25 protein-coding genes are annotated in these 22,758 nt (G+C 42.0%); 14 read left to right on the forward strand and 11 right to left on the reverse strand.

Going from position 1 to position 22,758, the window contains the following annotated elements; genetic code table 11:
• Nucleotides 1-19: 19 nt before the first annotated feature.
• Complete coding sequence (locus J1N51_RS12110; RefSeq protein WP_232842802.1) at nt 20-817, reverse strand: S1/P1 nuclease; 798 nt, start codon at nt 815-817, stop codon at nt 20-22.
• A 281-nt stretch (nt 818-1,098) separates the two neighbouring features.
• On the opposite strand from J1N51_RS12110, the gene J1N51_RS12115 reads away from it, so the two are divergent.
• Together J1N51_RS12115 and J1N51_RS12120 are read left to right on the forward strand one after the other, a co-directional pair.
• A complete protein-coding gene (locus J1N51_RS12115; RefSeq protein ID WP_208831520.1) occupies nt 1,099-2,001 on the forward strand; it encodes a PhnD/SsuA/transferrin family substrate-binding protein in 903 nt (300 codons plus the stop codon).
• Nucleotides 1,998-2,948, forward strand: coding sequence for a hypothetical protein (locus J1N51_RS12120; RefSeq protein WP_208831521.1), 951 nt, complete (start codon nt 1,998-2,000; stop codon nt 2,946-2,948). The genes J1N51_RS12115 and J1N51_RS12120 overlap by 4 nt, the downstream gene beginning before the upstream one ends.
• Before the next feature lie 74 nt (nt 2,949-3,022).
• Here the strand turns inward: J1N51_RS12120 and J1N51_RS12125 are convergent, their stop codons facing one another.
• Genes J1N51_RS12125 through J1N51_RS12145 form a run of 5 tightly spaced genes read right to left on the reverse strand, consistent with a single transcriptional unit; the run spans nt 3,023 to nt 7,332 of the window.
• Nucleotides 3,023-3,601, reverse strand: a complete 579-nt coding sequence (locus tag J1N51_RS12125; protein WP_208831522.1) for an LPP20 family lipoprotein — start codon at nt 3,599-3,601, stop codon at nt 3,023-3,025.
• Nucleotides 3,602-3,627: 26 nt separating this feature from the next.
• Nucleotides 3,628-4,800 carry a glutathionylspermidine synthase family protein gene (locus J1N51_RS12130; RefSeq protein ID WP_208831523.1) on the reverse strand — a complete coding sequence of 391 codons (1,173 nt, stop codon included), beginning with the start codon at nt 4,798-4,800 and terminating at the stop codon, nt 3,628-3,630.
• A 37-nt stretch (nt 4,801-4,837) separates the two neighbouring features.
• Nucleotides 4,838-5,482, reverse strand: coding sequence for a DUF1190 domain-containing protein (locus J1N51_RS12135; RefSeq protein WP_208831524.1), 645 nt, complete (start codon nt 5,480-5,482; stop codon nt 4,838-4,840).
• Between the two features lie 29 nt (nt 5,483-5,511).
• Nucleotides 5,512-5,925, reverse strand: a complete 414-nt coding sequence (locus tag J1N51_RS12140) for a DUF350 domain-containing protein (RefSeq protein ID WP_208831525.1) — start codon at nt 5,923-5,925, stop codon at nt 5,512-5,514.
• A gap of 60 nt (nt 5,926-5,985) precedes the next feature.
• Nucleotides 5,986-7,332 (reverse strand): MATE family efflux transporter, encoded by a 1,347-nt coding sequence (locus tag J1N51_RS12145; protein ID WP_208831526.1) that lies wholly within the window; start codon nt 7,330-7,332, stop codon nt 5,986-5,988.
• A 289-nt stretch (nt 7,333-7,621) separates the two neighbouring features.
• Between J1N51_RS12145 and J1N51_RS12150 the strand changes: the two genes are divergently transcribed.
• Nucleotides 7,622-7,858, forward strand: coding sequence for a helix-turn-helix domain-containing protein (locus J1N51_RS12150; RefSeq protein ID WP_208831527.1), 237 nt, complete (start codon nt 7,622-7,624; stop codon nt 7,856-7,858).
• An 89-nt stretch (nt 7,859-7,947) separates the two neighbouring features.
• On the opposite strand, the gene J1N51_RS12155 is transcribed toward J1N51_RS12150, so the two are convergent.
• From J1N51_RS12155 to J1N51_RS12175, 5 genes are all read right to left on the reverse strand, one after another.
• The gene (locus tag J1N51_RS12155; RefSeq protein ID WP_208831528.1) at nt 7,948-9,399 is read right to left on the reverse strand and encodes an AmpG family muropeptide MFS transporter; all 1,452 of its coding nucleotides are present in this window, start codon (nt 9,397-9,399) and stop codon (nt 7,948-7,950) included.
• A gap of 66 nt (nt 9,400-9,465) precedes the next feature.
• Nucleotides 9,466-9,789, reverse strand: a complete 324-nt coding sequence (locus J1N51_RS12160) for a hypothetical protein (RefSeq protein ID WP_208831529.1) — start codon at nt 9,787-9,789, stop codon at nt 9,466-9,468.
• Between the two features lie 93 nt (nt 9,790-9,882).
• On the reverse strand, nt 9,883-10,491 hold the full coding sequence (locus J1N51_RS12165; RefSeq protein WP_232842803.1) for a peptidylprolyl isomerase: 609 nt from the start codon (nt 10,489-10,491) through the stop codon (nt 9,883-9,885).
• A 33-nt stretch (nt 10,492-10,524) separates the two neighbouring features.
• Entirely contained in the window at nt 10,525-11,058 is a 534-nt protein-coding gene (locus J1N51_RS12170; protein WP_208831530.1) for a YajG family lipoprotein, read from the reverse strand.
• Between the two features lie 25 nt (nt 11,059-11,083).
• Nucleotides 11,084-12,301 (reverse strand): methyltransferase, encoded by a 1,218-nt coding sequence (locus J1N51_RS12175; RefSeq protein WP_208831531.1) that lies wholly within the window; start codon nt 12,299-12,301, stop codon nt 11,084-11,086.
• A 94-nt stretch (nt 12,302-12,395) separates the two neighbouring features.
• Between J1N51_RS12175 and J1N51_RS12180 the strand changes: the two genes are divergently transcribed.
• The 11 genes from J1N51_RS12180 to nqrE all read left to right on the forward strand — a co-directional run bounded on the left by J1N51_RS12180 (nt 12,396) and on the right by nqrE (nt 22,709).
• Nucleotides 12,396-13,028, forward strand: a complete 633-nt coding sequence (locus J1N51_RS12180) for an alpha-ketoglutarate-dependent dioxygenase AlkB family protein (protein WP_208831532.1) — start codon at nt 12,396-12,398, stop codon at nt 13,026-13,028.
• 19 nt (nt 13,029-13,047) lie between these two features.
• Nucleotides 13,048-13,368 (forward strand): transcriptional regulator BolA, encoded by a 321-nt coding sequence (gene bolA, locus J1N51_RS12185; protein ID WP_208833425.1) that lies wholly within the window; start codon nt 13,048-13,050, stop codon nt 13,366-13,368.
• 104 nt (nt 13,369-13,472) lie between these two features.
• On the forward strand, nt 13,473-14,003 hold the full coding sequence (locus J1N51_RS12190; RefSeq protein WP_232842804.1) for a TRAP transporter small permease subunit: 531 nt from the start codon (nt 13,473-13,475) through the stop codon (nt 14,001-14,003).
• A 2-nt stretch (nt 14,004-14,005) separates the two neighbouring features.
• Entirely contained in the window at nt 14,006-15,370 is a 1,365-nt protein-coding gene (locus J1N51_RS12195; protein WP_208831533.1) for a TRAP transporter large permease, read from the forward strand.
• A 20-nt stretch (nt 15,371-15,390) separates the two neighbouring features.
• On the forward strand, nt 15,391-16,494 hold the full coding sequence (locus J1N51_RS12200; protein WP_208831534.1) for a TRAP transporter substrate-binding protein: 1,104 nt from the start codon (nt 15,391-15,393) through the stop codon (nt 16,492-16,494).
• Between the two features lie 158 nt (nt 16,495-16,652).
• Nucleotides 16,653-17,843, forward strand: coding sequence for an enoyl-ACP reductase FabV (gene fabV, locus J1N51_RS12205; protein WP_208831535.1), 1,191 nt, complete (start codon nt 16,653-16,655; stop codon nt 17,841-17,843).
• Nucleotides 17,844-18,155: 312 nt separating this feature from the next.
• Nucleotides 18,156-19,493 (forward strand): Na(+)-translocating NADH-quinone reductase subunit A, encoded by a 1,338-nt coding sequence (locus J1N51_RS12210; protein WP_208831536.1) that lies wholly within the window; start codon nt 18,156-18,158, stop codon nt 19,491-19,493.
• Between the two features lie 2 nt (nt 19,494-19,495).
• Nucleotides 19,496-20,698 carry an NADH:ubiquinone reductase (Na(+)-transporting) subunit B gene (locus J1N51_RS12215; protein ID WP_208831537.1) on the forward strand — a complete coding sequence of 401 codons (1,203 nt, stop codon included), beginning with the start codon at nt 19,496-19,498 and terminating at the stop codon, nt 20,696-20,698.
• Nucleotides 20,691-21,458 carry a Na(+)-translocating NADH-quinone reductase subunit C gene (locus J1N51_RS12220; RefSeq protein ID WP_208831538.1) on the forward strand — a complete coding sequence of 256 codons (768 nt, stop codon included), beginning with the start codon at nt 20,691-20,693 and terminating at the stop codon, nt 21,456-21,458. The genes J1N51_RS12215 and J1N51_RS12220 overlap by 8 nt, the downstream gene beginning before the upstream one ends.
• Nucleotides 21,458-22,081 carry an NADH:ubiquinone reductase (Na(+)-transporting) subunit D gene (locus J1N51_RS12225; RefSeq protein ID WP_208831539.1) on the forward strand — a complete coding sequence of 208 codons (624 nt, stop codon included), beginning with the start codon at nt 21,458-21,460 and terminating at the stop codon, nt 22,079-22,081. The genes J1N51_RS12220 and J1N51_RS12225 overlap by 1 nt, the downstream gene beginning before the upstream one ends.
• Nucleotides 22,082-22,085: 4 nt before the next feature.
• Nucleotides 22,086-22,709 (forward strand): NADH:ubiquinone reductase (Na(+)-transporting) subunit E, encoded by a 624-nt coding sequence (nqrE, locus tag J1N51_RS12230; protein WP_208831540.1) that lies wholly within the window; start codon nt 22,086-22,088, stop codon nt 22,707-22,709.
• Nucleotides 22,710-22,758 lie beyond the last annotated feature (49 nt).

Consider the following 22,758-nt stretch of genomic DNA (forward strand, 5'->3'; position numbering starts at 1 on the left):
TTTATATAAAAGTTAAAAGTTATTTTTCTAATTTAACACTATTCACGCCCGGCTTCGCTTCCGGATCGAAAATCGCGTTAAGGACACCGGCTAAGCGCACACCTGCTTTTAGTAGTTGTTGTTTTGCTGTAGGCATGTGCTTGTATACGTAGTTGTAGCTAAAGTCTCCATCTTCGATGTCATAGACCGCGCCACGTAATGCAAAAGTCTCGCCAACCCAGTCTTTAGGTTGCGAGTTCAGCATATTAGATATCTTTTTTGTGTCATTTATATTAATAAAGGTCGCAAATTCGGTAAAAGATAGGTTTTGGTTTTCAATTAAATGCGTATCCCACAATGAGTGAAGGTTCATTTCGCGACCAAAAAATTTAACCTTAATAGTGTTGCCACCTCTGTCTTCCGCACGACCAACGTGCAACGGCATGTGTAAATCACCAATTAAATGAGTCAGGAAGCGAAGGTAAAATTCTTTTTGTTGAGAAGGGGAGGCTGGATCACGAAGAACGTCGATAGATTTGCGAATAGCGGTATAAATGTCTTTTACTTCACCGTTGTAATCTTGCGGTTTGAATTCATCCATTGTTTCAAGGCTTATATAGTGCCACTTACCTCGTGCACGCCATGCCTTGTCTGGAGATGAGCGCATTTCATCGGCCCATGTCGTTACTTCGGGTAATAAGTCTCCGCTGAGTAAACCTAGTACCGCTTCTTTTGTTGTCGGCGTTAGGTGCCACTCTGCAATTTGACCCACGACGCGGTGACCGTTTTGGCCATAGGCGCCTACATTGGTTGAGACCGTCAAAAGCAAAATGGACATAAAGAGACCAATCAGCGGAGACTTATAATTCTTCATTATCAAAATCCAATACGTAAATAAGTTGGGTGAGTTGATGTCGTTTTGAACACACCTCAGTTACGAGTCGCTATTATCCAGAAAAAAACAGACGCAGGAAGTAATTGATGAGATTCATAATTACATGTTAATAAAGTAGCAAAAACAGTAACTTACAATTAATAAGTAAAATTACTTAAAAGAATAAGTAAATAAAGATAGAATAAATTGTCCACTTAGCCATGAGGCTTAGGAGAATTTAAAGAATGCACTTGTTTTTTGCAAAATTGCACAGTAGTTGGCTCATCACTTTGTTGATGGGGCTTTGTATTTTGATTTGGAGTTTGGGGCAATTGCACCGTGAAAGTGCAGTTGTAGCATTACCACCTATTATTGATCCTACTACTGAATGTCAAACAACCTCAAAAAACAATATTAGAAGTTTTAGCATATATAGTGGCGGAGAGCACAATTCTCGTTTGTTAAATGAAATAGTTTGCTCTGATCCTGTTATCAATAAGCAATTTGGCAGTGTTTCCTCTTTTTGGGGAGTTAGTGATGCTAATACTATTAGTATGCTAGGTAACGGCAAAGCCGATTTAGCTTTAGTCAAAGAGAATATAATGTCGGCCTTGAAAGCTGAACATACTCATGGTTACAAACGCGTTGCTTATTACCCTAACTATCAATCGTTTTTCATTGCCCTTAGCGAACGCCCACAATTAACCAAAGAATACTTATTAGATAAAACAATTGGTCTAGTGGTGTATCCGACTAGCCGAAGTGGTCACATCGTCCCGAAACAGCTTATGACGCGTTTAGGGCTGAGCTTGGCAAAAATGGACATAGTGTACGCAAGCTCACATGGCGAATTACGAGAGCTATTAATAGAAGGGAAAGTGGATATCATTTCTTCTTATTGGAAAGAAGAAGATGAGCAAAACTTTTCTAAGAACTATACAGTGAGTATTGCTGACAGTGTATCTGGCACGTCTTGGTATTTAAAATTAGCAAAACAAAATGACGATTTGTTTTGTGCGGCAAGAAGGTTTTTGTCGGAGTTTGCAGACCGACAAACTTCAACCTACTACAAAAATATTAAGCTCGTAGAGGCACCTCAGTGCCCATCCACGACGGGTGCGCCAGTTGTTCAAGGTGTGGAAAGATGATGAACCGAGTTATAGAGCTAAAAGACAAAATAGGATCTAAGCGCTTAAAGGTAATAACTGGCTTTGTTGTGAGCTTGATATTGCTTCATCTTGTGTATTCTGTGAGTATTTATAGTGTTCACAAAAATTATCTTGAGCAAATTAAGACTCAGGTCGTCAAACGCGTCGCATTAGATTTACCAACCATTCCATTAGAAAAAGAGTGGATGAACGAAATTGGCAACCCAGAAGAGGTCGATGAGTACGTTAAGCACTTAAATGACTATATTTCGGAGCAGGGCTGGCCGTACAACGTTAAACAAATCACCAATTATCAGCCCAATGATGATGAGCATTACGAAATGTTGACCATTGTTGGTCAGGATGTCTATGTCGTATTTACCGAGAACAAAGCTCTTGACGGTCACGGCTTTAACCCACTGACAGTCTTGTTCGCATTGCTATTTACTGGCGTGGTTTATATTAGGCAAGAGGCAAAAGAGGCAGTTAATATTGTCCCTGAGGCGGTATTAAAAAGCCCACTCTTGTTATCAATTGATTTAAAAAACAAAACGATAGTAAATCCAAAAACGCAAAAAGTAACAGAGTTATCTAACAAGCCTTTGTGCTTTTATTGCGCGTTAATTGAGTACTGTTTAGATAACCCTGAATGCCGATTGAGCTCAAACCAGCCGTTGCCAGAAGCATTTTTGATGTTGGCCCAGAAATATTTCTATCGCTTAATCGAATTAGGCCACACCATCAGGAAGCGGCCTAACTTTGAAAACAACCTCGATAAAACGTTGAGTGAAATCCGTGCAGCGTTGGAAGAAGTATTAGTAAATGATATTACTGCCAAAGAGGTTATGGTTCCGCCAAAAGCAATAGGTGAAGGCTCTCGCTCAAAAGTTCACAGCTTTTGTTTGAACAACTTAAAAGCGGAATTTATTGAAATAAAAGGCAAATAATTGCCTATAAAAAAGCTCAGTGTCGTTGCCGAACCTGAGCTTTTTTGTTGGTTTAGCTTCACTTTTAATAAAAACTACGGATTACCGTCCTTCATTAGCTCTTTATCGAGCTCCTGCTGCGCTTTGTACGCTTTGAACTCTTGATAAAGAACGGATTCATCTTGTGGGCTTAACTTACGCTCAGAGGCGGCGACAAGCTTACTAAACAAATCTTTCGTTTTTTCTGGCGATAACGCTGTCATCACACAAAGTTGATTTTTGCCGTTAAAGTTTGCGTAGCTGGTTTTAACCGGCTGAGCGCCAACTAACATTTGATTAGTTAGTTGCTTAGATACAGAAGAGAAAGTCGAGCCAGTGACCGTTTCGCCTTCCACGTCAACTCGGTCTTGATATGTTTTATCTAGGGCTTTTACTTTGGTGCTGATTTGTTGTGCTAGACCAACACGGGCAAGGGCAACCGCTTGTGCTTTGTCGATGGACATATTACCACTGCTCGGTACACACTCAGAGTGGGCAATACCATCTTCAATAGAAGGGCTTAAAACCCAATCTGGAATGTTTTCATTGAGGGCTTCGGTACTAGTGGACGAGCTACACGCGGCCAAAGTAGATGCGATGACTGCGGCAACGGCTGATTTAAAGATCGGTTTCATACTGTATTTCCTTATTGGCTTTGTCGTTAGCTCAAAATTATGTGTGGCATAAACCGGCTCATATCTTGAGTGATCGGTTGTTTATCTTCTCTTATTGAAATACCTGCTGACTTGTCATTGACTAACCAGCTCCCAATCAGAGTATAGTTGTCTTGGAATTTAGGTAACAAGTGTTTAGCTTGATAAATAAACCCTTCCTGACCATACGGACCATCAGACATGGGTTGCTCTGAATTGGCCTTTACAAAACTTATGTTAGCCCCTTCGCGAGAAAAAATCGGCTTTTTTACCCATTCATATTGTTTAAAATTGTTACCAAGCTCATTTTCAAAAAATGCAGGTAGTAGGTTTGGGTGATTAGGAAAATGACGCCAAAGCATGGGCATGAGTGCTTTATTGGACAAGATGCTCTTCCATGAGGGCTCTAACCAACAGGGGCTATTAGGATTTACGATAACGTTCGCAAATGACTCTTGAAACATGAATTCCCACGGGTAAAGCTTAAACATCCAAGTGATGATTTGATCATCTAAATCAGTAAGCTGGTTGTGTTCAGTAATACCTATATCTTCAACGAAGACAAACTTGGTGCGTACACCAGCGGCATTCGCACAGTCTTCTAGGTATTTAACAGTACCTCGGTCTTCTTCGGTGTTTTTACAGCAGCAAAAGTGTAGCGTTTGTCCTGGTTTGGTGGCCAGAAGTTGCCGAAAGCGTTGAATTAGCTTTTCCTGTAGGCTGTTAAATTGGTCAGACTGTCGAGAGAGAACCCCTGCATCGACCTGATTTTGTAACCAAAGCCATTGCCAAAAGCCAGTCTCATACACTGAAGTCGGTGTGTCGGCATTGTTTTCGTATAACTTTGCGGGGTTAACACCATCGTAGGCAAAATCTAATCGGGAATACAAACTCGGTTGGCGCTCTAACCAAGAGTCTCGAATGGACTCTCTGGCAAACTCTGGTATACAAAATAAATCCAATAGGTGGGCATCATGAACGACGCGGTCCACTATATCCAAGCACATTTGGTGAATCTCTTCAGAAGGGGCTTCGAGGTCTTGCTCTATTTGCTCAAGGGAAAATTGATAATAGGCGGATTCGTCCCAATATGGCTCGCCGTACATAGTATGAAACTTAAAGCCCATTTTTTCAGCGAGAGACTGCCAGTCAGGACGTGGGGGAGTGGCAATTCTAAACATGGGCTTGGTTCCAATTCGGTGAGTTATGAGTGTTGAGCTATCCGCCCCAACTTCTCGAGCGAGAACTAGATTTAGCGCGTTGGCGAGCGAGGGCTTCTTTTTGTCGCGCCACTTGGCCAAAGCCACCTCGGGAGACGGTTTTTCCAAATTTAGGCTTTTGTTGCAGCGCACTTGGACTCATTCTGTAACTGCTTTTGCTCATTGAGCCCAAGTTTTGACCGTTGGCAAACATGTAGTTGTTAAAATAGCGCGAGCCAGGCTTTTTGTAAGCAAAGACAGGTGTGTAATATCCTTTGTACTTTTTCTTTTTGCGGTCAAATAATTTATCAGCTATTAAATAGCCAGCCATTAATGGAAAAAAGCTATTGCGGTCTTCATCTTCAAAACAATTGCCAATACCAAACTCATATTCACAATCTTGTTCGGTGAAAAACTGTGGTGCACTACGCTGTGCTTCTTCCATGGCATCTTGATACGCCAAATTGCATTGCTCAAAGTCTAATCCTGTATTAGTGGTACAGTCTTCAACACTATTGGCGACAAATGTATCTAAGCTTTGATCTGAACATCCACTAAGTAATAAACCACTGAGGCCAATAACAAAGGGAGTAGAAATTGCAGATATGACCTTATTGGTTTTTGTTGGTCGGGTTGTTAACTCGTTGATTTGGGTACGTTTCATTGGCCGCTCCTTGTTGTGCGCAATAACACTTAGTAGGTCATACAAGCGGCATTCAGAAGGCCAATGGCGATATTCATGGTGCCTAGCATAATACCGGCGCTGAGCTCATTTTTTTCAATTCGCTCAACGATACGAGGCATAAAACCATATCGCACAATCGCAAACGCTAAACATTGTGCGACTAAGGCAATACCGCCCCATATAGCAAAGTCAACGATGGACACGGAGTTTGATGCGGCGCTAGCCAAAGCTAGGGCAAAACCAACAAGAGCACCACCAAAACCAATTGCAGCAGATACGTTTTGGTTTTCTTTTATTAATTGCCATTCATCATGGGGAGTTACTAGCGTGTACAAAAATTTAAAGACGATTAGAAAAACAATGCTAATCCCGAAATACAGAGCAAAATTTCCAATCGCGAACATTAAACTTGGTGCTTCCATGATGAATCCTTTTTAGATATGAGCAACTTACTTTAATAGATTGGTAAACTGAGATCAAAGTTAGCTGGTAAGATTTTTCATCCAACGTTTGTTTTTGACTCGTACACCAAACATAAAGGTTTTACAGACTTCTTCTGAGTACATGATGAGAACTACCCATACAAACGCAAGTTGCCAATAAAACGCGGCTAACCAAACTAAAGGGATACTGATCAACCACATACAAATGGTATCAGTAATCAAACAAAATCTATTGTCTCCGCCCGCTCGTAAGATGCCCATTGCTAATGTCATATTGATGACTTTTAACCAGGCACAACCGCCGATAACGATAAAGATGGTTTTGGCCATAGCCATAGTTTCTGGAGAAATGCCTTGGTATGGCATCAGTACCCAGTCGCTAAATAGGATTAATAATCCACCTAGCGCGATCGCAACGATAGGGCCAAGTCCGGAAAATATTTTAGCCGTTAACCAAGCATCCTCTAATCGGTTAGCACCTAAGTGTTGACCTACAACGATAGAACAAGCTGACGCGATTCCAAAGAATATCGACAAAAAGATACCTTCAACGGGAAGTAGCATGCTAATTACAGCAAGCTCGGTCGTACCAATGCGACCAAAGATAAGTTGGTAGGTAAATGAGCCAAGTGACCAGATACCAAAGCTGAACATCATAGGTAGTACTAAGTTAAGTAACTTTGTCCAGTGAGGTCGATATTTTATAGCACTGAAATCACTTCGTCGGATTGATAACAAATGTTTGGTATTTTGAATAAACACCAACATTAATACCATCTGAAAAGCGCGAGAAATGGTCGTTGCATAAGCTGCACCTGCAACACCAAGAGCAGGGACACCCAAACCACCATTGATTAACCAGTAATTGAGTACCACGTTGAGTAAAATTGAAACGGCACTAAAAATCAGTGGCAACTTAACTTGATTGATGCTTCGCAAGGCATTTTCGAAGACTTGAATAACGGCAACAAATAACATACTAGGCATGGTTATCCAAAGGTATGTTTCGCCAAGCGCAATAACCGTCGGATCTAGGGTTCCAATGTTGAGTACATCATCCGAAAGGTAAAAAGCGGCAACAATAACTGGAATAAGCGCGATAAATCCGTAGCAGATCCCAATAATGATACTACCTCTGATTTTTTCACCTAAACCTGCTCCGTGGTATTGAGCAGATAGGATACCAACGCCCCAGCTTAAGCCCATCACAATGACCATGACCACAAACATGACTCGGTTACCTAAACCAACCGCGGCAATGGCTTCATCACCTAAGTGACTGACCATCATGACGTCTATCATGCTGAGTAACGTGACGAGCATACTTTGCAAAGAAATAGGCCAAGCAAGCTTTAGAGTAGAAGTAAATTCTGGACGTTTAAACATCTTAGGGAGGACCCAAATTTTAGGGGTGATTTACAGGTGCTAAGAATGCCTTTTTTGAACCCAAAAGTCGAGTGGAGCGTAGTTAAATATTAGGGGCGTCGTGTACCTTTATGTTACGTTTCTGAGAGGTCTTTTTTCGGTAAATTCCTTAAAAAAACATGCAATTACGAAAATTGTTAGCAAACGTTAACGGCTTGTTGCTGAGTAAACCCCTCTATGGTATTAATGTAGCGCTGATGTGGGAGTGTCAGTGGTTTATAAACTGGGAGTTAAATGGGAGTAACAAAATATGATGAACGGAAGTGTTTCATCGGATGAAAATAAAGTGTTGATGACCTGGCTCAAAGAAAAGCGAAAAGAAAAAGGTCACACAATGAGAACATTGTCGCAGTTGATTGGTACGCCTCACTCATTTGTGGGTAAAGTAGAAAACCAAGAACGACGCTTGGACATTGTTGAATACGTTCGATATTGCAAAGCGCTTGAAATAGACCCTCTAGAGGGACTCAAAAAGATTGCCCAATAAGCACCTTTTTCTGCATGAATTAGTTCATTGTGTCATTCGAGCGGATCAAAAAAGCACTCATTGAGTGCTTTTTTTATATTAAGGAACTTTTAGTCGGAACTAACTCGAGCCGACCAGCCTTTTTTCATCAATACGAGTAGGCTTACTATCGCAGGTATCCCTATAACTGCAGTCATAGTAAAAAATTGGGTATAGCCCATACTCTCTAACATAACACCTGAGAAGCCTCCGATGCTTTTAGGTAGTAGAATCATTGTAGAGCTCAACCAAGCATATTGTGTGGCGGTAAACTCTTTGTTGGTTAAGCTACTCAAAAATGCAATCAATGCTGCCATGGCAATGCCTGCACTAAGGTTGTCTATCGAAATTACCGCAATGAGCAAGTTGATACTGTGACCTGTGGTCGATAACAAAACGAAAAGTAAATTAGTTATAGCCGATAACACTCCACCCACTAATAAAATGGGTAAAATTCCATATCTGTTAATTAATCCGCCAGAAAAAAACGCACCTAGAAGTGTCATTACAACACCAAAGACTTTTGAAACCGAGGCGATTTCTTCTTTGCTATAACCCATATCAACATAAAACACATTGGCCATCACACCCATTACAACATCAGAAATGCGATAAGTGGCCACAATAATGATGAGCCAAATAGCAACCGAGCGGTATCGGCTGATTAGGTCTAAAACTGGATCAATAAAGCTCTTTTTGAGTGCATAAAAAATGTCTGAAAATAGCGCTACTATGCGCTGTATTGAGTATTGGTTCGAAGACCTAGGCTGATTAATGGCACTGCCAATTTGAGTTTTATTAGATTGGGTGGTTAGAGTCTGTGGAACATTATTTGGGTTCTGATTTGGTTCTCCATGAGGTTCAGGAGAGAGCATAGTGAGCATACACATGCAGGCCATTAAGAATGCCATGCATAAATAGCTGAATTGCCAAGCCGCATAATGATACTGAGTTGTGGTTGTCGACGACTCAGGCTCTGCAAATGCTGTTAACAATAATACACCGGCAGTTGCTATGATCATCGCCAAACGGTAACCAATCATATAAGACGCTGCCATTGCCGCTTGCTGGCGTTCCGAGCCGGACTCAATCCTAAATGCGTCAATCATAATATCTTGTGTAGCCGAACAAAATGCGACTAAAACGGCTGCCACCGCCATAAAATATAAACTCTGCGCTGGATCAGTAAATGCCATCGCACTAATGGCTGCGACAAGGCAAATTTGTGATAACAACAGCCAGCTTTTACGTCTACCTACCTTTTTGGTAAGAACTGGAATACTTAGCCTGTCGACAAGTGGTGCCCATAGCCATTTCATCGCGTAGGCGAGGGTAACCCAGCTAAAAAATCCAATCGTGCTGCGTTCTACACCGGCTTCTCGCAGCCAAAAAGACAGGGATGAAAAGACTAACATGATAGGTAAACCAGCGGCGATACCAAAACCAAAGAGTCTTAAGACCGGTCCTTCGAGATAAACTTTGAATGCGTTGATAGATTGTGAGATTGGAACAGATTGGGACATCAAACAAAGGGCCTATTCGTGATGGAATAGGCCGATTGTTTAAAAGTTTTCATCTAATATCAAGTGTTAAGGACGAATTCCGGAACAAAACTCCGGATACCGACCGTAACCCTGAAGATACGAGATGCAAGAGGCCATTTCATTTTGCAGTTTTTCGCTCGTGCGAATTTCGGTTGAGCTCCAAAAAGTAATTTGATGCAACAAATACCAAAACGCCTGTTCTAACTTGGTTAGTGGGGCGTTTTTAGCGTTAAGTTGTGACCACTCCTCTAACGTATCCCAACAGTACAAATCAACCTCTGTGTCTTGAATCTCTCCATCCAATAATGCGTGTGCATAATGACTTAGTTGATTCGCTTTGTTGTGGATAAATCGTTGTGCGTTTACCACTTTATCCCCCTATATTTGTTATTTGTATTATTAAAGGGTACGCCCTTAGTAAAAATACAACTGTTTACTAAGTAAACTCAGTATAGGCACAAATTATGATTCGGGCAAAATTTCGACAGAAATAATTTTGATTTGTTTTTTCGGAAAGGTAGGCCAGCCATGTTCTTCAGAGTAGTCACTGTCAATTTGTTGCGCTTTTTCAAGGACCTCCTCTCCTTCAAAAATATAACCAAAAACCGTATAGCCCCAATTTCGGCCTGGATTTAAACTATCGTTATCCACAAGGTTGAAAAAAAACTGGCTGGTGGCAGTGTGTGGGCTGAGTTGACGGGCCATGGCTATGGTTCCTTGGTCGTTTTTTAAACCGTTGCCAGACTCATTGATGATTTGATCAAATTCTTTGATTGATTCCATTTCGTCGGTGTATCCACCGCCCTGTAGGACAAACTCTGGCTCTAGGCGGTGAAAGATGGTGTTGTCGTATCGCTTTGCTTCAACATAACTTAAAAAGTTATCCACAGTAACCGGAGCGCGACTTCGATCCAATTCGATGATCATGCTGCCTAGGTTTGTCTCCATTTTTATTCTAGGAAACAGGTTGTCAGGCTGAATATACTCTCCACGCCCCTTGTTTTCAGCGAAAGAGCAGAAGGCCGTCATCATAATCACTAGGGATAAAACAACTTTTATATACTTAATCAAACTCAATACCTCTTAACACAATTACTTTATTGATTATTGGCTTAATGCTTTTTGAAACTCAGGGTCACTTAGTGTACGAGCTAATAAAGTTTTCACCATACTATTAAGGTTATTGGTTACTTCTTCTTGCTCAAGCAACATTGGGCCAGTTTGATTAATGCCAGTTTGGTAAGATTTAACCCAGCTAAAGTTCGGGTTTTCTAGCTTAACTTGCCATTCCATGATGGACTCTGCTTCGTAAGACATTGAGTATTGTTTTACGTAAGAAGCGGCATTAATGATATTAAACGTCAGAGCCTTACGAGCATTAGGATTAGTTTTAATTGCTTTTTGTAACCAAGGTTTTAAGTAGGTTGCAATATCTTCAACAACCATAGTGTAGTCACTATTAACTTTCGCAAGTGCTTTGTGGCTGCGAAGGTCGTTTACATTGATATTAGCTACGCTCATTAAAAGCTTAGGGGACACTTGTCCCGGGTTAAATTGGAACGGTTGCTCAAACTGATTGGCGCAACCAAATGTCAACATAGCTGCAACAAAGACGGTCGAAAGTTTTGAAACTGACATGTAAATTCTCACTATTAATTTAAAATTAGGTTTTGCGCTTAATGCAGTGATAAAGAGTAAATTTATTGTTGTTGGCTATTACTCTAAATCCTCCAAACTGCTTCTTCAACATTCCTTGATAAGGTAAATGACGATTTGCCACTAAATAGAGTTCAGCACCGGGTTTTAACGTTTCTTTGGCGTGTTGGATCATTTGTTCAGCAATGTGAGTTGTTACCGCTTGCTGTTGATGAAACGGTGGATTACACAAGATTAAGTCTGCGCTTTCTGGCTTTTGTTGAGTTAAGCAGTCGTCTTGAACAAACTGACAAATATCTATCAACTCTGGTGTGTTCGCCTTTACGTTGTATTGGGCTGATTTGATCGCCATAAAGGATTCGTCACAAAAAGTCACATTGACCTGTTGTGATTCTAAACTCTTCAGTATTTGCTTCTGGTTTTGGCGTAAAAAGCTCACGCCTAACAACCCGTTGCCACAACCTAAGTCGATAATATTGATACTCTCAGTTGAGCTCGGCAACTCTGGCATGTGCTCGACCAAAAAACGTCCGCCTATGTCTATTTGGTCTTTGCAAAATACATTTGCATGCGCTGACAAGGTTAATGAGAGTTCAGGGCACTTAGCTTGGTATGGTGGCAACTGAGTTTCATCTTTATTTAAAGTGGAACTCGATATGTGCTCTGGTAACACAGTTGCAAAAATCAATCGGCTTTTCTTCTTGGCCAAACTAGAGCTTACATTTTGGCAACAACTTTCAAACGTCTTCATAACACTGGAAGTCACTAATGTCGTTTTACCTGTTGCTACTATATTGACTTCAATTTGGTGTGCACTCGCCATCGCTTGGACTTGGCTCAGCTGCCATTTTAAATAATCCAGGTTTTTAGAAAGCTTTATGACGACGAGTTGGCTTTTGGGTAGCACAGCTAAGCTATTTAAGATCAGAGGCGCAGTTAAATTGTTTTGAGTACAGTTATGGTCAATGGCCTGATGAGCAATAAAAGAGTCGGTAACGCAGATCGGCGACAATCCGTGAAGTCCAATTGTTAAAGCTCCAAACGCATCGTTGCAAATGATAACGTCAACTGGGCGATTTGTGCTGTCGTCGGCATAATTTTCAGAGATATACTCGATTGCATATTCATCGGCACTGTCCCAAGCTTGCAGTGATTTGTCGTGTTGGTTCGGTGGAAATCGAAACAATTGGAGCGTTTGCCCTGCAAGTTGCCACTCTGTATTCATTCGGCCTTGATCCAAGTTGGTTTAATGTCGTTTAAGTGTAGAATATTGTCCCACTGCAATAGTCCGTTGTAAATGAAAGTTGAGGGTGGCTAAGGTGCAATTGTCGTTTTTGAATGAAAATAAAGAAGCTGACTCAGGCTCAGTTGCCATAGCAAGTCACCTGACTCCTTGGTTAGTTTTAGATAACTCGTTTTTAACACAGCCTGACGCTCACTCGCTAATGGAACGTTTGATTGATGAGCTGCCATGGCAACAACCTGAAGTCATAGTGTTTGGTCAAAGTCATAAAATCCCTCGGTTACAAGCGTGGCAATCTGATCCGGGGGTGGTTTATCAATACAGTGGTAAAGTGTTGGAGCCTGAGCCTTGGCATCCAGATGTACTGAAGATTAAACAGAGAGTAGAACAGGCCAGTGGGAAAAGATTTAACTCAGTACTAATCAATTACTACCGATGCGGTGGGGATAAAATGGGCTGGCACGCGGACAACGAGCCCGAACTTGGCGCTAATCCAACCGTGGCAGCGGTATCACTTGGAGGTCGTCGAGATATACAGTTTAAAAGCAAACAGTATCCCAAAGCGGTTAATGTCGCACTTGGCTCAGGTAGTTTATTAATAATGAAAGCGGGAATGCAACGCCATTTTCAACATCAGATCCCAGCGAGATTGCGCGAGGCTCAAGCCAGAATAAGTTTAACTTTTCGACATGTTTTACCAACGTGTTAATCATATGGAACAAGAAGTCATGATCATCGAACAAAGAATAAAAGATAAGTTATTAGAGACGTTTTCACCTGACGTTTTAGATGTGGTTAACGAAAGCTATCAACATAATGTCCCTCAGGGGAGTGAGTCGCATTTTAAAGTGATTATTGTCAGTGATCAGTTTGATGGTAAGCGATTGCTACAACGCCACAGGGCGGTAAATCAATGTTTAGCTCAAGAATTAGCCAATGACATTCACGCACTTGCGATCCACACCTACACATCGGATGAGTGGAAAGAGACCGATAATGTGCCACTCTCACCAAAATGTTTGGGCGGCAGTAAATTTGACCGGGGCTAAGTTCTTGTTAAATTTTTGATATTCAGTAACTATAGGGGCGCAAAAAAAGGCCACTTTGATGAAATGATGGCCAACCGAATAAAAATATAAAAAAAGGTGGCTGCGTGAAGTATTTAGAGTCATTGTCAGAATACACAGGGAAGCTCATTCGTTGGTTAACATTATTGACGGTCATTGTGATGACTTTGGTCGTTGTACTGCGATACGGGTTTAATCTTGGCTGGATAGCCCTGCAAGAAAGTACTATTTATCTCCATGCTGTCAGTTTGATGTTGGGTATGGCCTTTGTTCTTAAACACGATGGTCATGTAAGAGTGGATATTTTTTATCGTGGCTTTTCGGTCGAACGTCAACGCTGGGTTAACTTTATTGGCCACCTCGTTTTTCTCATTCCTACTTGTGTTTTCCTCATTTATATCAGCTGGAATTACGTAAGCCAGTCTTGGAGCATTTTTGAAGGCTCACAAGAAAGTGGCGGAATACCTCTGGTATATGTCATTAAGTCGCTAATTATTGCCATGCCTGTTTTGCTTATTCTGCAGGCTTTAAGTGAATGTTTGAGCACGTTACATCAGCACGTGCAAGGCAACTCTGCCACAAATACAAAGCAACAACCTACAAAAGAGGAGAGCTAAACATGGAGTGGTTAGCAATTTTGATGTTTGTGGTCATTTGTTTGGTTCTGTTGCTTGGCTATCCAGTTGCATTTAGTTTGGCGGGTACCGCGCTAATTTTTGCGGGAGTAGGGCACGTATTTGGCGTGTTTGATAGTTCATTGCTCAACGCTCTACCAAGTCGAATTTATGGGATTATTACTAATCAAACCCTGTTGGCTGTACCTTTGTTTGTCTTTATGGGCGTTATGTTAGAAAAGTCTAAAGTCGCCGAAGACCTTTTACAAAGTATGACCCAAGTGTTTGGTCGTTTACCTGCCGGTTTGGGTATTGCGGTGACCATCGTAGGGGCATTAATGGCGGCCAGTACGGGTATTGTAGGTGCAACAGTGGTTACTATGGGACTGTTAGCCTTACCCACTATGCAAAAACAAGGCTATGAGCCGAGTTACTCGACAGGAGTTATTGCCGCAACAGGAACACTTGGCCAAATCATTCCACCTTCAATTGCCTTGGTGTTACTAGGGGATGTACTGTCTAGTGCTTATCAACAATCACAACTGGCACAAGGGATCTTCTCACCTGAAACTATTTCAGTTGGAGACTTGTTTGCGGGTGCCATCGTACCTGGATTAATTCTTGTTGGTATGTACTTACTTTACTCCTTGGCTATCGGTGTTTTTAAACCTGAATGGACGCCGAAAGCTAATAACAGTGAGCCATTGCATTTAATGGAGCTGTTAAAAAGCTTAGTACCACCTTTGTTGTTGATTGTTTTGGTGCTGGGTTCAATTCTACTGGGTATTGCAACACCAACAGAAGCTGCGGGTATTGGCGCATTTGGTGCCGGAATAATCGCTTTAGCCAAAAGACAGTTAAATAAAGAAACCTTACACGCCGTTATGACCTCGACCTTATCGGTCACTTCTATGGTCTTTATGATTTTGATAGGGGCATCCATATTTTCACTGGTATTCAGAGGCTTTGGTGGTGAAGAACTCGTTCAGGAGTTGTTTATCAATATGCCTGGTGGTGAGCTAGGAGCGCTGTTAATTGTAATGGCGGTGATTTTTTTACTTGGTTTTATCCTAGATTTTATCGAAATTACCTTTGTTGTGGTGCCCATTGTTGCACCTGTTTTATTTATGTTGGGTATAGACCCGATTTGGTTAGGTATCATGATAGCAATAAATCTACAGACTTCGTTTTTGACGCCGCCTTTTGGTTTTGCGCTGTTTTATTTGCGAGGTGTTACACCAGATTCAATCCCTACGAGCAAGATTTATAAGGGAGTCTTGCCCTTTATTATAATGCAAATCATTATGTTAGTTGTGTTGATGATCTGGCCAGAATTGGCAACGTCATTACCCAAATTAATTTATAGCTAAGCGATTAGAAGGAATTTGTCATGAGACGATTATTATCGACCCTATTTGCGGCATCGGCTTTGACCGGTGTTATGTTATTGAGCGCCTGTGGTGGCAAGGAACCCAGTGTTAGTGCAAGCGCAGAACCTGCTCAAACATACAATTGGAAGTTAGTGACGAGTTGGCCTAAAAACTTTCCAGGATTAGGGACAGGACCTGAAAATTTTGCCAAGCTTGTTGATGAAATGAGTAACGGCCGCTTAAAAGTCAAAGTCTACGGCGCGGGTGAAATCGTTCCTGCGTTTCAGGTCTTTGATGCAGTTTCACAAGGCACCGCAGAAATGGGTCATGCTGCTTCATATTACTGGAAAGGTAAAATGCCGGCTGCACCCATTTTTACTGCGGTTCCTTTTGGGTTAAACGCTCAAGAAACTAATGGCTGGATTCATTATGGTGGTGGCCTAGAGTTATGGCGTGAACTGTACAAACCTTTTGGTGTTATCCCATTTGCTGGTGGTAATACGGGTGTGCAATCCGCGGGTTGGTTTAAGCGTGAAATCAACTCGGTAGCAGACTTAAAAGGTCTTAAAATGCGTATTCCCGGCATGGGCGGCGAAGTACTTCAAAAAGTAGGCGGCATCCCGGTAGCCCTCTCTGGTGGTGAGTTATTTACGTCGCTGCAATCTGGCGCAATTGATGCGACTGAGTGGGTTGGTCCATATAATGACTTGGCGTTTGGCTTTTATAAAGTAACCGACCACTATTATGTATCTGGTTGGCACGAGCCTGGTGCAATGTTGGAATTCACCGTTAACGAAAAAGCCTTCAACGCGTTACCAAAAGACTTACAAGCGATCGTTGAAGTTGCAACTAGAGCCGTTAACCAAGATATGTTGGACGAATACACGGTTAGAAACAATGATGCACTAGACACGCTACAACAAAAGCACGGTGTTGAACTAAAAACCTTCCCGAAAGACGTTATGGTTGCATTAAAAGCTGCAACCGAGGAAGTCATCAAAGAACAACGAGCGGCTGACCCAGTAGTTGACCGTGTTATGGCTTCGTATCAAGAGTTTCAATCGAAAGTCAGTAATTACCATCGTTTATCAGAACAGGAATACTACAAAAACCGCGACCTTTAAAACTGAATAAAAAGTTTTTTGTGGCTAGATAGGGACGTCAGATCTGTTAAAACAAAGATTGCCGTTAAACTGTCGCCAAATATAGGTTAGTAAGAACACAATGTGGTGGCTGATGATGAAATCGTCAGCCATCTTTATTTGAGGGAAAGGACAAAAGTATGGTTATCAAGCCAAAGATCAGAGGTTTTATTTGCACCAACGCGCACCCTGTTGGTTGTGCCGAGAGTGTTCAGCGTCAAATCGATTATGTTAAGTCACAGTCTTTTGAAGGCAATAAGCCTAAAAATGTACTGATTATTGGTTCTTCAACAGGTTATGGTCTTGCGTCACGTATTGTTTCAGCTTTTGGATATCAAGCTAAAACCTTAGGTGTGTTTTTTGAGAAGCCAGGCACAGAGAAGAAAACCGGCTCTGCAGGTTGGTACAATACAGTGGCATTCCAAAATGCCGCAAAAAAAGAAGGCTTATGGGCTAAGAATATCAACGGCGATGCGTTTTCTGACGAAATAAAACAAAAAACCATTGAAACTATCAAAGAAGAGTTAGGCCAAGTTGACCTAGTAATTTACAGTTTGGCGTCACCTCGTCGAACTGATCCAAAAACAGGTGAAACCTACTCTTCGACTTTGAAGCCAATTGGTAACTCGGTAACCACAAAGAATTTAAATACCAGTAAGCGAATCATTGACGAAGTAACCGTTGAAGCGGCTAACCAAGAAGAGATCGACAACACGATCAAAGTAATGGGCGGCGAAGACTGGGAGATGTGGATTTCGGCATTGAGCGACGCGGGTGTATTAGCGGATGGATTTAAGACGACTGCATATACGTACATTGGTAAAAAGCTAACTTGGCCAATTTACGGTCATGCGACTATCGGTAAAGCAAAAGAAGACTTAGACCGCGCTGCCGCACAGATCAACGAAGCGACGTCGGCGTTAAATGGCAAAGCCTACGTTTCATCATTAAACGCTGTGGTAACACAAGCAAGCTCTGCGATTCCGATTATGCCTCTTTATATTTCTGCTCTATTTAAAGTGATGAAGCAGGACGGGACGTATGAAGGTGTGATTCAGCAGATCACTGGCTTATACAAAGAAAACTTAATGTCGGACAGTCCTCGTTTTGACGAGGGCGGCCACTTGTTCCAAAACTACAAAGAACTTGAAGATGATGTTCAAGCGCGTGTCCAAGCTATTTGGGACAGTGTTGACACTGACACGATTGACGAACTGACTGATTACAAAGGCTATCATCAAGAGTTTTTACACTTGTTTGGCTTTGATTATGACAACGTCGATTACGAAGCAGAAGTTAATCCAGAACAGGATTTACCGGGATTGATTTAATCCTTACATAACAATCCTGTACATTAATTAGACAAGTCGATTGCTTGAAAAAGTAATCGGCTTTTTTATTTTTACGACAACATCAATCTATCTTTACACTTGCTGTATTTTTCTTAAAAGAATGAGGGCGTTGTAAGGTAAATATGTCTAATTTGGAATGGTCAAAATGGCGGTTTTAATGCTACAATTGCTGGCTGTACCAAAAGTAACCAATTTTTAACATTTGGTTACCGAATAAATTTTATAAATATGCGATTTAATCGGGTATTTGAAAGAATTCCATTTCTTCCAACTTAAACAGTGCATATGCGTATGATCAACATAAAAAAAGGTTTGGATCTGCCTATTGAAGGTGTTCCACAACAAGCCATCCACGATGGTCCGACAGTGAAAACTGTTGCTACGCTTGGCGAAGAGTACCATGGTATGCGTCCTACGATGCGTATCAAGGTTGGTGACAGTGTGAAAAAAGGTCAGGTTCTTTTTGAAGACAAAAAGAATCCAGGCGTTAAATTCACTGCACCTGCAGCCGGTGTTATCAAAGAAGTGAACCGTGGTGAAAAGCGTGTTCTTCAATCAGTAGTAATCGAAGTAGCGGGCGATGAGCAAGTTACATTTGAAAGCTACACAGCTGATCAATTAAACGGTCTTGACCGTGAAAAAGTTGTTGAGACGCTTGTTGAATCAGGTCAGTGGGTTGCTTTACGCACTCGTCCGTTCGACAAAATCCCAGCAATTGACAGCACTCCTTCATCAATTTTCGTTAACGCGATGGATACTAACCCACTAGCGGCGAATCCAGAGTTAATTATCGCTGAACAAAAAGAAGCGTTTGCTGCAGGTCTTGCAGTATTAGCGCGTTTAGCTGATAAGGTTAACGTTGTTAAAGCAGCAGGTTCTGCCGTGACTGCGGATGCTCCAAACACCGAACTTCACGAGTTTGGTGGCAAGCACCCTGCGGGCCTTGTTGGTACTCATATTCATTTTATTGACCCTGTATCAATCAACAAAACAGTTTGGCACATCAATTACCAAGAAGTTATTGCTTACGGTAAGTTGTTCCTAACGGGTGAAATTTCATCTGAGCGTGTAATTTCGTTGGCTGGCCCAGTGGTTAAAAACCCACGTTTGGTTCGCACAGTTCTTGGTGCGTCAACCGCTGAACTTACTTCAGGCGAATTAGAAAGCGGTGAAAACCGTATCGTATCTGGTTCCGTATTGTCAGGTAATGTTGCACAAGGCGTTCACGGTTACTTACACCGTTATAGCCTGCAGGTTACTGTGTTAGCAGAAGGTCGTGAAAAAGAGTTGTTCGGCTGGATTCGTCCAGGTTCAAACCAATTCTCGATCACGCGTGCATTCTTAGGTCATTTATCACCTAAGAAATTATTCAATATGACAACGACAACCTATGGTTCTGACCGTTCAATGGTTCCAATCGGTAACTACGAGCGCATCATGCCATTAGATATTTTGCCTACACTATTACTCAGAGATTTGATCTCTGGTGATACTGACTCGGCTCAAACATTAGGTTGTTTGGAATTAGGCGAGGAAGACTTAGCACTTTGTTCGTTTGTTTGCCCAGGCAAATACGAATACGGCTCAATTCTTCGTAACTGCCTAACCAAGATTGAGAAAGAGGGCTAATCATGGGTCTTAAGAGCTATTTAGAAAAAATTGAACCTAACTTCGAACCAGGTGGCAAGTACGAAAAGTGGTATGCCCTATACGAAGCTGCGGCGACGATCTTCTACACGCCAGGTTTAGTTAACAAAGGTCAAACTCACGTACGTGACAGTGTTGACCTAAAACGTATCATGATCATGGTTTGGTTAGCGCTATTTCCAGCAATGTTCTTCGGTATGTTCAACATCGGTCATCAAGCGGCCGGTGCATTAGCAGATGGTTTTGCCTTAGGTGACAGCTGGCAAGTTGGTTTATTCCAAGCGCTTGGTGGCACATTAACGGCTGACTCGGGCTGGGGCATGAAAATGCTCTATGGTGCGTGTTTCTTCTTACCAATCTACGCTACTGTTTTCGCAGTAGGTGGTTTCTGGGAAGTTCTATTCGCATCGGTTCGTAAGCACGAAGTTAACGAAGGTTTCTTCGTTACATCTATTCTTTTTGCTTTGATTCTTCCGTCAACGATTCCTTTGTGGCAAGCCGCTCTAGGTATTACGTTCGGTATCGTAGTAGCAAAAGAAATCTTCGGTGGTACAGGTCGTAACTTCCTTAACCCTGCGTTATCTGGTCGTGCGTTCTTGTTCTTTGCTTACCCGACTGAAATTTCTGGTGACACGGTTTGGACTGCAGTAGACAGCTACTCTGGTGCAACTATGCTGAGCCAAGCAGCTTCTGGTGCAATTGACTACAACAACATTGCGTTGTGGACACAAGCGTTCTACGGCTTTATTCAAGGTTCTGTTGGTGAAGTTTCTACACTAGCAATCCTAATCGGTGGCTTGTTCATCATTTACCTACGCATAGCGTCATGGAGAATTGTTGCGGGTGTATTCGCTGGTACTATTTTCTTAGCGTCACTACTAAACTTTGTAGGCAGTGAGTCTAACCCAATGTTTGCGATGCCTTGGTTCTGGCACGTTGTTCTTGGTGGTTGGGCGATTGGTGCCTTCTTCATGGCAACAGACCCTGTATCAGCGTCATTCACTAATCGTGCGAAGTTCTGGTACGGCGTATTGATTGGTGTGATGGTTGTACTTATCCGTGTTGTTAACCCAGCATTCCCTGAAGGTATGATGCTGGCAATTCTATTTGCTAACTTGTTTGCGCCATTGTTCGACTATTTTGTTGCACAAGCAAACGTGAAACGGAGGCTTGCTCGTAATGTCTAACAACAAAGAAACATTTGGCAAAACGGTTGGATTCGTATTTGCTGTGTGTCTAGCTTGTGCGGCGTTGGTATCTGTATCAGCGGTTCAATTAAAACCACTGCAGACTGCTAACAAGTTGCTAGACCAGCAAACTAAAATTTTAGAAACAGCAGGTCTATTAGACCAAGCTGGAAAAGACATCGTTGGTACTTACAACAAGTACATCGAACCTCGTATGATTGACCTAGATACAGGTGAATACGTTGAGGGTGACACAGCAATGTTTGACGAGCGTCGTAACGCACGTGACGTTGAAAAGTCAGTAAAGTTAGAAAACGATGTTGCTGGTATTAACCGTCGTTCAAACACTGCGGTTGTGTACTTAGTCAAAAACGACGAAGGCCAAATTCAATCTGTGGTATTCCCGATTGTTGGTGCTGGTCTTTGGGACTTAATGTACGGTTTCGTAGGTCTTGAGTCAGACTTAAACACGGTTTCTAACCTAGTTTACTCTGATCACAAAGAAACTCCGGGACTAGGCGGCGAAATCATGAACCCGAAATGGCAAGCTCAGTGGTCTGGTAAAGAAGTCTACAACGAGCAAGGTGAAGTTGCACTTGAGCTAGTTAAAGGTGGCGCTAAGCCAGGTAACGAGCACGGTGTAGACGGCCTTTCTGGTGCAACACTGACAAGTAACGGTGTTACAAACACAATTGATTTCTGGTTTGGTGAAATGGGTTACGGCCCTTACATCAAGAAAAACCGTGGAGGGCTTAACTAATGTCAGCCGATGCAAAAAAAGTCTTAACGGCTCCGATTGTTGATAACAACCCAATCGCACTACAAGTACTTGGTATTTGTTCTGCGCTTGCGGTAACTAGCTCAATGGCTAATGCATTAGTAATGACATTGGCGGTTATCTTTGTTACAGCATTCTCGAACTTATTTATTTCATTAATCCGTAACATGATTCCATCAAGCGTACGTATTATCGTACAGATGGCGATCATTGCATCACTTGTAATCGTCGTTGACCAAGTGTTAAAAGCGTTCTCATACCAGCTTTCTAAAGAGCTATCGGTATTCGTCGGTCTAATCATTACCAACTGTATCGTTATGGGTCGTGCAGAAGCGTTTGCGATGAAAGAGAAGCCTGGTGTGAGCTTCTTAGATGGTATCGGTAACGGTTTAGGCTACGGTTTCATCTTAATGCTAGTTGCATTTTTCCGTGAGCTACTTGGTTTTGGTACTTTCTTCGGTATCGAAATTCTTCCTCTGATTCAAAACGGTGGCTGGTACCAAGCTAATGGCTTGTTGGTTTTACCTTTCAGCTCGTTCTTTATCATTGGTTTAATCATCTGGGCAATCCGTCAGTGGAAGCCTGAGCAAGTAGAGAAGGACTAATTCGATGGAACATTATTTAAGTCTTTTCATCAAAACGATTTTCATTGAGAACATCGCGTTAACTTTCTTCTTGGGTATGTGTACTTTCTTGGCCGTATCTAAGAAAGTAAGTACAGCGATTGGTCTTGGTGTTGCGGTTGTTGTGGTATTGGGTATCTCTGTACCAGTTAACCAACTTATTTACACAAACATCCTTGCGCCTGGTGCGTTAGACGGTGTTTTAGGCATTACCGACCCAGCTGAGTCTGTTGACTTGAGCTTCCTGTCGTTCATCACATTTATCGGTGTAATCGCTGCATTGGTACAAATTCTAGAGATGACTTTAGATAAGTACTTCCCGCCGCTATATAACGCACTTGGTATTTTCCTACCTCTGATCACAGTAAACTGTGCGATCTTCGGTTCAGTATCATTCATGGTATCTAAGAACTTAACGTTCTCTGAAAGTATCGTTTACGGCATCGGTTCAGGTGTAGGTTGGGCGTTAGCAATCGTATTGCTAGCAGGTATCCGTGAGAAAATGAAATACTCAGACGTACCAGATGGTCTTAAAGGTCTAGGTATTACATTTATTACTACTGGCTTGATGGCGTTTGGCTTCTTGTCTTTCGGTGGTATCGCTCTGTAAGGTTAATGTCGGTTTGGCTAAATCACAGTTTGTATTTAGCCAAGCCCTT

This window comes from Psychrosphaera ytuae (genome assembly GCF_017638545.1).
In the GTDB taxonomy this organism is placed as follows: Bacteria; Pseudomonadota; Gammaproteobacteria; order Enterobacterales; family Alteromonadaceae; genus Psychrosphaera; species Psychrosphaera ytuae.